General features: G+C 43.0%; 11 protein-coding genes. 2 read left to right on the forward strand and 9 right to left on the reverse strand.

Translation table 11 applies throughout. The features are described from left to right. Window positions 1-326: 326 nt before the first annotated feature. Entirely contained in the window at window positions 327-1,193 is an 867-nt protein-coding gene (gene pheA, locus UYK_RS0109100; protein ID WP_009456048.1) for a prephenate dehydratase, read from the forward strand. 66 nt (window positions 1,194-1,259) lie between these two features. On the opposite strand, the gene UYK_RS0109105 is transcribed toward pheA, so the two are convergent. The 9 genes from UYK_RS0109105 to UYK_RS0109145 form a co-directional block, all read right to left on the reverse strand. Beyond that, on the reverse strand, window positions 1,260-1,910 hold the full coding sequence (locus tag UYK_RS0109105) for an LON peptidase substrate-binding domain-containing protein (RefSeq protein WP_009456047.1): 651 nt from the start codon (window positions 1,908-1,910) through the stop codon (window positions 1,260-1,262). A 358-nt stretch (window positions 1,911-2,268) separates the two neighbouring features. Beyond that, window positions 2,269-2,586 (reverse strand): 30S ribosomal protein S10, encoded by a 318-nt coding sequence (gene rpsJ, locus UYK_RS0109110; RefSeq protein ID WP_008232935.1) that lies wholly within the window; start codon window positions 2,584-2,586, stop codon window positions 2,269-2,271. A 246-nt stretch (window positions 2,587-2,832) separates the two neighbouring features. Further along, a complete protein-coding gene (tuf, locus tag UYK_RS0109115; RefSeq protein ID WP_009456046.1) occupies window positions 2,833-4,062 on the reverse strand; it encodes an elongation factor Tu in 1,230 nt (409 codons plus the stop codon). 22 nt (window positions 4,063-4,084) lie between these two features. Next, entirely contained in the window at window positions 4,085-6,163 is a 2,079-nt protein-coding gene (fusA, locus tag UYK_RS0109120) for an elongation factor G (RefSeq protein ID WP_009456045.1), read from the reverse strand. Window positions 6,164-6,312: 149 nt separating this feature from the next. Further along, window positions 6,313-6,783, reverse strand: coding sequence for a 30S ribosomal protein S7 (gene rpsG, locus UYK_RS0109125; RefSeq protein ID WP_009456044.1), 471 nt, complete (start codon window positions 6,781-6,783; stop codon window positions 6,313-6,315). Between the two features lie 522 nt (window positions 6,784-7,305). Continuing rightward, window positions 7,306-7,680 (reverse strand): 30S ribosomal protein S12, encoded by a 375-nt coding sequence (gene rpsL, locus UYK_RS0109130; RefSeq protein WP_009456043.1) that lies wholly within the window; start codon window positions 7,678-7,680, stop codon window positions 7,306-7,308. Between the two features lie 143 nt (window positions 7,681-7,823). Then, the gene (locus tag UYK_RS0109135) at window positions 7,824-8,150 is read right to left on the reverse strand and encodes a HesB/IscA family protein (RefSeq protein ID WP_009456042.1); all 327 of its coding nucleotides are present in this window, start codon (window positions 8,148-8,150) and stop codon (window positions 7,824-7,826) included. A gap of 178 nt (window positions 8,151-8,328) precedes the next feature. Further along, a complete protein-coding gene (locus UYK_RS0109140; protein WP_009456041.1) occupies window positions 8,329-8,745 on the reverse strand; it encodes a phosphomannose isomerase type II C-terminal cupin domain in 417 nt (138 codons plus the stop codon). A 523-nt stretch (window positions 8,746-9,268) separates the two neighbouring features. Further along, window positions 9,269-10,465, reverse strand: a complete 1,197-nt coding sequence (locus tag UYK_RS0109145; protein ID WP_009456040.1) for a 1-deoxy-D-xylulose-5-phosphate reductoisomerase — start codon at window positions 10,463-10,465, stop codon at window positions 9,269-9,271. 143 nt (window positions 10,466-10,608) lie between these two features. Between UYK_RS0109145 and UYK_RS0109150 the strand changes: the two genes are divergently transcribed. Beyond that, a complete protein-coding gene (locus tag UYK_RS0109150; protein ID WP_016871291.1) occupies window positions 10,609-11,883 on the forward strand; it encodes a mannosyltransferase family protein in 1,275 nt (424 codons plus the stop codon). Window positions 11,884-12,113: the final 230 nt, after the last annotated feature.

Below are 12,113 nucleotides of genomic sequence, written 5' to 3' on the forward strand. Positions count from 1 at the left end.
GGCTACTCTACCTTGAAGTCGATCTTCGGACGTCTACGATTATAAATTTATATTTTAATTACTTTGTTATTTGTTATTCTATTTGCTGCTAAGTGATTATATGTTATAAAGTGTATTCTATCAAGTATTAGGTGTAATTTTTACCATTCAAGTTTTTATTCTCAACAGAAATTGAAAAAGTATCTACCAAATCTGAAGTGCAGACTTCATGCAGAGTAACTTTAGCAGTTTGGATTTGGAATAGAAGTCTTTATTCCCTAACTAACTTTCTCTAGTATCCCTACCTTCTTCGACTCTAAAAAGACTTACATTTTAAACAAAACCTCATGACTTTATCGATCGCACATTTAGGTCCCCCTGGCACTTACGCAGAGCAAGCAGCACTTTTGTATGTCAATTGGTTAAGTAAAAATCAAGGACTGAAGGCTATCTTATGTCCTTATCCTAGCATTGCCCAAACACTGCGAGCTGTTGCCCAATCTCAGGTACACCAGGCTGTCGTACCTGTAGAAAATTCGATTGAAGGTAGTGTGACTATGACTATGGACACCCTATGGCAACTGGACAATTTACAAATTCAGTTGGCTTTGGTGATACCAATTGTTCATACCTTAATTTCCTGCGCTCATAGCCTAGAGAGCATCAAAACAGTTTATTCTCACCCGCAAGCTTTAGCACAATGCCAAAAATGGTTGGAGGAATTTCTTCCAAGTGTACAGATAATTCCTGCTAATTCTACAACCGAAGCATTGCAAACACTCCAGCAAGATTTGACAGCAGCGGCTATCTCCTCTGAGCGAGCAGCACAACTTTACAATTTACCCGTACTAGTCAATGGCATCAATGATTACCCAGAAAACTGTACTCGCTTTTGGGTAGTAAGTCAGGGTGATATGCCTAATAGCTATCAAAAATCTTCTCTCAAGATTAGCCACACTTCCCTAGCTTTTAGCGTTGGTGCTAATGTACCGGGAGCCTTAGTGAAGCCACTACAAGTATTTGCCGAATTAGGTATTAACCTGAGTCGAATTGAGTCTCGTCCGACAAAGCGATCGCTAGGCGAATACTTATTTTTTATCGACGCAGAAGCAGACACATCTCAACTACAAATGCAATCTGCCTTACAAGAATTAACTCAATACACAGAAATACTAAAAATTTTTGGCAGTTATGGTGTTTTGCCTATGGGTTAGTTGTTTGTTGTTGGTTGTTTGTTGATTGGATGTTCCAAACAACAACCAACAATCAACTACCAATTTTTACAACTTCTGATTAAAAGTGTCTTTGAGAACAGTACGAGCTGCTAAGTGATTACGAGTAGAAGTCAAAATTTCTGTTTCCCGTTCTAAACGAGCAACAGTGTCTTGCATTTCTAGTAACGCTTGCTGTTCTAAAGGTACACCCAAGAGATTACTTGCTACCCAGTAAGATAATTCTAAAGGTAAATCAGGTAAATCTTCTGGTAGTTCGATCTGTTGTTCAGTTAACTTGGCTGACAGACGTACAACATCTCGTAATAACTGACTCAGTTCGTTAGCCAAAGGACGCAAATCTTTTGTAGGTGGGTGATCTTCAATCCATTCCACTAAACCTACGGGGTAAGGCTTTTCGCGCACATACTCTAAAACGCGAAACCTTTGTTGTCCCAAAGTGATCATTTTCATTCGGTCATCTTGTAGTCGCTGAAAATGAATAATTTCAGCACAACAACCGACATTTGCGATCATGCCTTTAACCGGATCGACCATTAGTACACCAAACCTGCGATCGCTTTCCAGAATTGTGTTCATCATAATTCTGTAGCGAAATTCAAAGATGTGCAGGGGCAACTGCTTTGTGGGAAACAAAACTACTTCTGACAAAGGGAACAGAGGTAGCTCACGAACGGCAATTTTAGAAGAGGATGTCATTTTTACCTTGTTACGACTTTGGTATAAGTTTTATCTGATGATTCTCTTTAAAATATTCTTTTATTTTTTGCTTTTGCCGTACTATGTCTACATTCTATCATCTGTTTCCCGGCTAATAAAAAGCCCTGAAGATATATCTTTCAGGGCAAGGTAAATATTCACACATTTATTTGTTGATTGTTGCTTGTTGGTTGTTGTTTGGATGAAAACAATAGACTTCTTGCAAAAATAAAAATAACCCCTCCCCAACCTTCCCCAATACGGGGAGGGAGTAAGATTTCCCCGTTTCGGGGGGATTAAGGGGGTTAATTCGATTTGGGACATCCAACCAACAAACAACTATCAACTACCAACCAATTTAGAGTTTTACTTCAATATCCACACCTGAAGGCAAATCCAGTTTCATCAAAGCATCAATAGTTTTAGAAGAAGGCTGATAAATATCAATAATGCGGCGATGGGTGCGGGTTTCAAAGTGTTCTCGTGAATCTTTATCCACATGTGGTGATCGCAGCACACAGTAGATCCGGCGTTTTGTGGGTAAGGGAATAGGTCCTATCGCTGTGGCATTGGTACGGTTTGCAGTATCTACTATCTTCTCGCAAGATGTGTCTAGTAAGCGACGGTCAAATGCCTGTAAGCGAATTCTAATCTTTTGCTGCTGCAAAGTAGCCATTTTCGGTTGTCCTGGTTCTGTTCTAGAGATTTTAGATTTTGCGAAAAGTTTAAGCTAGGGCTTGGGGCGTACTCTACGAGAAGCCGCCCTATGGGCGTCTACGCGCAGCGTCGCGGAGAGAACTTCAAAGCTTTTCAATACAGATTTTGGATTGAATCTAAAATCCAAAATTTTATTGGGGGAATATAAAGGAGCAGAGAGGTATTATACCAGCTCTGCTCCTTGTTTAATCAAGATCAACAGATGCTATTTGATAATCTTGGAAACGACGCCAGCACCGATGGTACGACCACCTTCACGGATAGCGAAGCGCATTCCTTGTTCGATAGCGATCGGGCTGATCAGTTCCACTGTCATCTTGATCCGGTCTCCGGGCATCACCATTTCTGCGGCACTGCCATCATCGGAGGTAAAGGTCTTGATAGTACCAGTTACGTCGGTTGTCCGTACATAGAACTGGGGACGATAACCTGCAAAGAAAGGAGTTTTACGACCACCTTCTTTCTCAGTCAGAACGTATACTTCTCCTTCAAATTCAGTATGAGGAGTGATAGAACCAGGCTTAGCGATTACCATGCCCCGTTCAATATCGGTTTTTTGGATACCGCGCAACAGTATACCAGCGTTATCTCCAGCTATACCTTCTTCGAGACTCTTCTTGAACATCTCGATACCAGTAACGGTGGTGGCACGAGTTGGTTTAATACCAACCAACTCCACGTTGTCGCCGATTTTGACTTTACCCCGTTCAATACGTCCGGTGGCTACTGTACCACGACCTGTAATTGAGAATACGTCTTCTACAGCCATCAAAAAGGGCTTATCAACATCACGCTCTGGTGTGGGGATGTAAGAATCTACAGCATCCATCAGTTCGTAGATTTTATCTACCCACTTGTTTTCACCCCGTTGTGTTTTCGGGTTAGCTGTCATTTGTTCCAGAGCTTGTAGACCAGAACCTTTGATCACAGGGATGTCATCACCAGGAAAATCGTAGCTGGAAAGTAGTTCACGAACTTCCAACTCTACCAGTTCCAACAATTCTTCGTCATCCACCATGTCTTCTTTGTTTAAGAAGACAACTAGGTTGGGTACACCCACCTGGCGTGCTAGTAGAATGTGTTCACGGGTTTGGGGCATTGGGCCATCTGCTGCGGAAACCACCAGGATTGCACCATCCATCTGCGCCGCACCAGTGATCATGTTCTTCACATAGTCAGCATGTCCGGGACAGTCCACGTGAGCATAGTGACGATTGTCGGTTTCATACTCAACGTGAGCGGTATTAATAGTAATACCCCGCGCTTTTTCTTCGGGTGCGTTATCGATTTGGTCGTAACCTTTACCGGTAGCCTTACCGATCGCAGCCAAAGTCATAGTGATAGCTGCTGTTAATGTGGTTTTACCGTGGTCAACGTGGCCAATAGTGCCGATATTAACGTGGGGTTTAGTCCTTTCAAACTTTGCGCGTGCCATGAATGCTCGTTTCCTTTTTTAATTAAGCGTTCCCTTTGCTTTTAGCTATGATTGCCTCAGCCACGTTGCGAGGCACTTCATCGTAGTGGCTAAATTCCATCGAGAATATGCCTCGACCTTGGGTCTTCGACCGGATGTCAGTGGCGTACCCAAACATTTCTGCCAATGGGACTTTAGCAGTCACTTTGGCAATACCTTGCTCGGAACCCATCCCCTCAATCTGCCCGCGACGGGAATTGAGGTCGCCCATCACATCCCCAAGGAAGTTTTCGGGAACTTCAACCTCAACTTTCATCATAGGCTCTAAAAGGACGGGTGAAGCTTTCATTGCAGCTTCTCTCATTGCCATTGAGCCAGCGATTTTGAAGGCCATTTCCGAGGAGTCCACTTCATGGTAAGACCCATCAACCAGGGTTGCTTTGACGTCAATGAGCGGATATCCAGCTAGAATACCCGATTCACAGGTTTCTTTCATACCTGCTTCTACTGGCGAGATGTACTCTTTTGGTACAGCACCACCAACAATTTTGGAGACGAATTCAAAGCCGCTTCCTGGTTCTCCTGGCTCTAGGTCAATTACTACATGACCATACTGACCTTTACCACCGCTTTGGCGGATAAATTTACCTTCTACTCTGCTGACTGGCTTGCGAATAGTTTCGCGGTAAGCTACTTGTGGCGCACCAACATTCGCTTCTACCTTGAATTCCCGCAACATCCGGTCTACCAGAATTTCTAGGTGCAACTCTCCCATTCCAGCAATCACGGTTTGGTTGGTTTCCGGATCAACGTTCACACGGAAGGTCGGATCTTCTTCGGAGAGAGATTGTAGAGCTTTGGACAACTTGTCCATGTCGTTTTTGGTTTTGGGTTCAACCGCTACCGAGATTACAGGCTCTGGAATGAACAGAGATTCCAAAATTACTGGCGAATTCTCATCAGTGAGGGTGTCACCTGTTAAAGTCTCTTTCAAACCTAGTGCGGCTCCCAAATCACCTGCTCTAAGTTCATCTACGTCAATCCGCTCATCTGCCTTTAAGACCACCAAACGAGAAATTCTTTCTTTCTTGTTCTTGGTGGCGTTCAGGACGTAGCTACCCTTTTTCAAAACGCCAGAATAAACTCGAACGAAAGTCAGACGACCGTAAGGGTCAGCCATAATCTTGAAGGCAAGTGCTGCCAAGGGTTCGTTGTCGTCAGCGTGACGTTCCACTGTTTCGCCATTGGGCAGTGTACCTTGAATTGCAGGTACGTCAGGGGGGGCAGGCAGGTAATCTACTACTGCATCCAATAGTAACTGTACGCCTTTGTTTTTGAAGGCAGAACCACAAAGCATGGGCACAATCGTACCAGCAATGGTGCCTTTACGCAGAGCAGTACGGATTTCTTCCTCTGTGAGTTCCTCACCTTCAAAGTACTTGGTCATCAAGTCGTCATCGGTTTCAGCTACCGCTTCAATTAACTTGGTACGGTACTCTTCAACCAGTTCCTGCATGTCTGCGGGAACATCCTCTTCCTTGATGTCTGTTCCTTGGTCGTTGGTGTAGATATACGCCCGCATCTTTACTAGATCAACCAGACCCAGGAAATCACTTTCGCTACCAATAGGCAGTTGAATAGGAATAGCATTAGCCCGCAAGCGATCGCGCACTTGTTCGTAAACTTTGTAGAAGTTCGCGCCCGTGCGATCCATCTTGTTAACAAAGACAATACGCGGAACCTTGTAGCGATCCGCTTGCCGCCATACTGTTTCTGTTTGCGGCTGCACACCACCTACAGAACATAAAACTGTGATTACACCATCCAAAACCCGCATGGAACGTTCTACTTCAATTGTGAAGTCTACGTGTCCTGGAGTGTCGATAATGTTTATTTGATGATCTCTCCAACTGGTGCTAATGGCAGCAGCTGTAATAGTAATTCCCCGCTCTCGCTCCTGATCCATCCAGTCAGTGACAGCGGTTCCCTCATGGACTTCACCTATTTTATGAATTATGCCAGAGTAAAATAAAATTCTCTCTGTTGTTGTTGTCTTGCCCGCATCTATATGCGCCGCAATACCGATATTGCGTACTTTTTCTAGCGGGTTCGTACGTGCCACAGCTGCCTCCTATACTTTTCGCCTCATGATATCTTGTATATTACACTTTGTTAAGATTCTATCTTTTCGGTAAACCGTCTTTTTCTTTTAGTAAATACCACGATATACTTTTGTTTTTGTAGAAACGCGCAAGCGGCGCGTTCCTACATTTAGTAGCGATAGTGTGCAAAGGCTTTATTTGCTTCTGCCATCCGATGAGTTTCTTCACGCTTACGAATTGAACTACCAGTTTCGTTGGCAGCATCCATCAATTCTTGAGCGAGTCTGCCAGCCATTGTCCGACCAGGTCTAGATCTAGAAAACTGTACTAGCCAACGCAATGCCAAACTTGTGCCGCGTTCTGCGCGTACTTCCATTGGAACTTGATAGGTCGCACCGCCTACTCGCCGAGCTTTTACTTCTACCAAGGGCGTTGCATTCCGCACTGCTCTTTCAAATGTTTCCAACGGATCGCTTCCGGTTCTTTCCTCGATATTTTTCATCGCATCATAAACAATCCGCGCGGCAAGTGATTTTTTGCCGCTACGCATTACACGACGGATCATCATGCTTACTAAGCGACTGTTATAAACAGAGTCAGGTGGAACTGGGCGCTTTTGAGTAACACCACGACGAGACATAATTCAACCTTAAATTTCTGGATTTAGCTACTAGATGATTTATTTATAGGCAGTTTTTCATTACTAAAATAGCAATGACCCTGAACCTACATAACTTGCTGCCCTCAACTAGACATACAAGGCGACAACAATTATATACCTTAATAGCTAATTTAATAGCTAATAAAACCCTATTTAAAATGCTGTGTCGCTAATAGCATTCTAAAAAATTCCTACACTCAGAGCCAATAGGATGTAGGAGGCCTTACAAATGTAACTTGATTTTTTTGACTCTCACACTTGATTCATAGATGCTAGCTGCTTGATTTAAACCGCCTGTGAGTTATTACTTCATTCAGGTCTTACGTTCTGATTTACATAGCCTTAATCCCTCAGGATACTTTGGGACTGCAACTAGCTACCATGAAATTGATTCTCGTGTATTTGCACCGAACCAATTTAAATTTTATCACTGACTTTACTTGGAACAATTAGCTAGCAAACGCGATTAATCGAGTAGAAACGCGATTAATCGCGCCTTCTCTATTGTTTTGGACGTTTGGTTCCATACTTGGAACGACCTTGTTTGCGGTCTTTGACTCCGGCTGTATCTAAAGTGCCACGAATAATGTGGTATCTCACGCCTGGTAAGTCCTTAACCCGACCGCCACGAATCATCACAACAGAGTGTTCTTGCAAGTTATGACCAATTCCTGGAATGTAGGCTGTGACTTCAAATCCAGATGTCAGTCTTACCCTTGCGACTTTACGCAGAGCCGAGTTCGGTTTTTTCGGTGTGGTCGTGTATACCCTGGTACAAACGCCCCGACGTTGTGGGCATTGTTTCAGAGCTGGGGACTTGGTTTTCTGACGCGCTTTTTCGCGTTCGTTACGTATTAGCTGCTGTATTGTGGGCATGACTTACAGCGCGTGAAGCTGCTTATAGTTTAACTTTTGACAACAAACCCTGATTATACCTTTTTTAGGTATGAAGAGTCAATAGAAATTTGTTAATTGTTGTTTGTTGTTTGGAATAACCATCAACCACCAACTACCAACAATTAACCAATAGCAAATGAATTACCACAGCCACAACTAGCAATTGCTTGAGGATTATAAAAGCGAAAAGCACCACCCATGAGATCTTCAGAATAATCGATGGTTAAACCATCAACGTAGTTAAGGCTTTCAGCATCTATGACTACTGGAATGCCCTCACATTCAAAGGTGCGATCGCCTGATGAAGCAATTTCATCAAAACACATCTCATAATACCGACCAGAACAACCACCGAGTTTAACTGCCAACCGAAACAATAAATTTGATTGCTGCTGCTTAGATTTTAATCTTTTAATCTCACTTGCGGCTGCTGGACTCAGATAAATCATAGTATTGGTCTGGAAATTAAAAGCTTGATCTTAAAAATATTACATGTATTTAGTGAATGGTTGGTGGTTGGTGGTTGGTGGTTGTTTACTACTCCTCACACTTGTCATATTCTCTGCACCTCCCCACTGCCCCACCTCATTTGTGAGTAAATGAATCTAGTACATGAATGTTATGGCTTTAATCTCCAGTACGAGCATAATCGTCTTGAAAACGGATAATATCATCTTCGCCTAAGTATTCTCCGTTTTGTACTTCAATTAAAACCAAAGGAATTACACCAGGATTCTCCAAACGATGGGCTGTACATTGGGGTACATACGTAGACTGATTATTGCCCAACAACACTTCTTGATCACCACAAACTACCTTCGCTGTACCAGAAACAACTATCCAGTGTTCGCTGCGGTGATGGTGCATTTGTAGACTTAGCCGATGTCCAGGTTTAACTTCGATACGCTTAATTTTATAACCACGCCCTTCTTCCAAAACTGTAAAAGAACCCCAAGGGCGCAGTTCTGTTGCTGCAACACCCCTAGTAATAGCTGAAGGCAAAGGCAGCGCATTAGTTTGTGTTGTTTCTTGGTATTGAGCCATAGTTACCTCGTTTGGAGACATAACAAAACCGTTATTACTCTTAACCATTGATGTAAAAATATGGCGCTATGTTGCAACCGTATAAATCAGCAATCTAGCCCACACCTGCCAAACATAGCAAAATCACTGTCTAGGGTGTGATCAATGACTGCGATCGCTAACGTATCTATATCAAGTCTTCATCAAATAAGGAGGCAACTTTTGGTTAGCTTTAAATTAAGGGAACGGGGATAGAGGATCAACGACAAGGGGGACGACTTGGAGGACGAACCAAACAAGGGAGACAAACCAGACAAGGGAGACACTTTTATCTCCCTGTTTGTTTGAATCTTCCCCGTCTCATCTTTTGTTTTGTCTTGGGATTGCTGACCATTTGCGATCGCTTTTGCATGAAAAGATTGATATCAAAAGAAAACTGGTGGCAATACTTCTGATGTAAGGAAATGAAATATATGAAAATATGCTGATTAGTATCAGCGTTCAGTATGAGACTGAACGCTGACTAATTAGAGTTTGTTATTGGTTATCGTAAGGAAATTATATGTGAGCGAGATTCTAAATTTTTAGTGGCAGTCAAAACTTCTTGTCTAGCCCATTGATCGGCAAGCAAAATGTCGTCTAAAGTGGGATTTGGACGGTTGTTGGATGAGAAGCGATCACACACCGATTCGATGCACCGGGCAATATCTAAATAACTAATTTTTTCTGACAAAAATAATGCTACGGCTTGTTCATTTGCCGCATTCAAAACAGCGGGCATAGAACCACCAGCTTTACCAGCAGCATAAGCCAACTGCATACAAGGATACTTCTGGTGGTCTGGTTCCCGGAAGGTCAAATTGCCAGCTTTGACCAAATTTAATCTTTCCCAGTCGGTGTAAATGCGTTCCGGCCAAGATAAAGCATAGAGCAAAGGTAAACGCATATCAGGCCAGCCGAGTTGAGCTAACACCGAAGTATCTTGAAGTTCTATTAAAGAGTGAATAATACTTTGGGGATGGATGACAATCTCAATATCCTCATAATCCAAGCCAAACAAAAAATGAGCTTCAATTACTTCCAATCCCTTATTCATCAAAGTGGCTGAGTCTACAGTAATTTTCCGCCCCATTGACCAATTGGGATGTTTCAGGGCATCAGCAACAGTTACTTCTGCTAATTTTTCTGTAGGCCAATCGCGGAAAGCGCCACCGGAAGCTGTGAGTATAATCTTTCGCAAGCCTCCTTGTGGTACACCTTGTAAACACTGAAATATTGCCGAATGTTCAGAATCTGCTGGTAGCAATTTTATACCATGTTTCTCAATCAGAGGCAGAACAACAGGGCCACCAGCAATGAGAGTTTCTTTGTTAGCTAAGGCGATATCCTTACCAGCTTCAATGGCGGCAATAGTGGGTAATAATCCTGCACAGCCAACAATACCTGTGACAACAGTTTGGGCATCACCGTAACGAGCAACTTCCACAATTCCCGCATCACCAGCCATGAGAATTGGTTGGGGATCAAGATCTGCGATCGCTTCCTTGAGTGCTGGTAATTTTTCCTCTGCACAAATCGCTGCTATACTCGGTCGAAACTGCCGAATTTGGGCAGCTAACAATTCCACATTATTCCCAGCCGCTAAGCCAACAATCCGAAACTTATCGGGGTTATTAGCGACAATATCTAAGGTCTGAGTACCAATAGAGCCAGTAGAACCAACAAGAGTTATTGCTTTCACAATTATTTAGGGATCGACAGACAACTCAATCTTAAATTGCTTGGGACTCTCAGATAAAGGATGAAGGGTGAAGGATGAAGGATGAAGAAATATTTACTTGATTTTTGAGACTACATATCTCACTTAACTCATAAATGAAACTTATGGCTCAAAAGGAATTAGCTATCAGTAAATATTTATTGAAAAATGATTTTCTATTTCCCATTACAATCTGGCTAACCAGCAGGCTAGTGATTTGGAGTGCCATGTTATTGCTTGCTCCTCTTTTAGATGCACCGCCGGGAGGAAAAGACGCAATTTTTGGCTGGGGGGTTTTTGATGCTTGGGATAGTGTTCATTACCGTAACATCGCTATCTTAGGGTATGAATACCTCAATGATGGTAAGGGACACAATGTAGCCTTTTTCCCCTTATTTCCTCTAATTGTGCGGGGAATGATGAATTTTGGCTTGCCATTTGAAATCGCAGGGGTAATAGTAAACAATGTTGCTTTTTTAGCCACACTTTACTGTGTGTACTTTTGGGTAAAGGAATTTCACAATCTCCAGGGAGCAAGATGGGCAACAGCTGTACTGGCATGGTGTCCGCTGTCAATGTTTACAGCAGTAATTTATACTGAAGGACTGTATTTATTTTTGAGTACAGCAGCTTTACGGGCTTTTGATCAACAGCAATACACTTGGACTGCCATTTGTGGGGTAATGGCAACAGCAACGCGTCCTACAGGATTAGCATTGATCCCAGCGTTTTTAATCACTGCTTGGCAACAAAAGCGATCGCCTATTGCTTATTTTGCTGGTTTAGCTAGTTCTGGGGGCATACTACTATTCAGCCTGTATTGTCACATCCAGTTTGCTGATCCTCTGGCATTTATTCATGCCCAAAAAGGCTGGCGTTCAACTGTGGGATTTGATTGGCAAGGTTGGTGGAAAATGCTGATGCAAATTACAGTAGGTACAGCCAATTGGAAACATGGCTGGATTAAAGATCCCCTGCATCCCCTATTATTTACTGCGATCGTTATTGTTGGTTTTTTGATTTGGCGCGATCGCCAACGCTTGGGTGCGGCGAATGCAGATTATGGATTTGCAGTTTTATTTTTACTTTTATGGATACTAGCAGGCGACCCTCTGCTGAACACTATTTCGGTTTTAGGTAGTGCTTACTTGTTATGGTATGTGCGCAAACAATTAACCCCAATCACGGTAATCTACGGTTTTTGTGGTTTGGGATTAATTTTTGCCTCTGGTGGTACTTGGTCACTTAGTCGCATTGCTTACGGCATTGTGTCATTCAGTATCGCCCTTGGTGTGTTATTGTCTCGCTATCCTCGTTACGGATACTTAACCTTATGCTTCTTCACAATTTTACTCGCCAGCTTCTCTGTGCGGTTTGCCCAGGAACTTTGGGTAGGGTGATGGGGAGGTCTGAGAAGTATGAGGAGTATGAGTAATATGTAGACGCGCTTTGCGCGGCTTCCCGTAGGGTGGAGTATGAAGAGTGTGAGGAGTAAAGAACTAAACACTAACCACTAATGTAGAGACGCGAGGAACATCGCGTCTCTACAACCAACAAACAACTACCAACAATCAACAAACAACCATCAACAACTAACCAATAACCAGTGAAAACATTAACTTTTCGGCTT

The sequence above is a fragment of the Fischerella thermalis PCC 7521 genome, assembly GCF_000317225.1.
Taxonomy (GTDB): domain Bacteria; phylum Cyanobacteriota; class Cyanobacteriia; order Cyanobacteriales; family Nostocaceae; genus Fischerella; species Fischerella thermalis.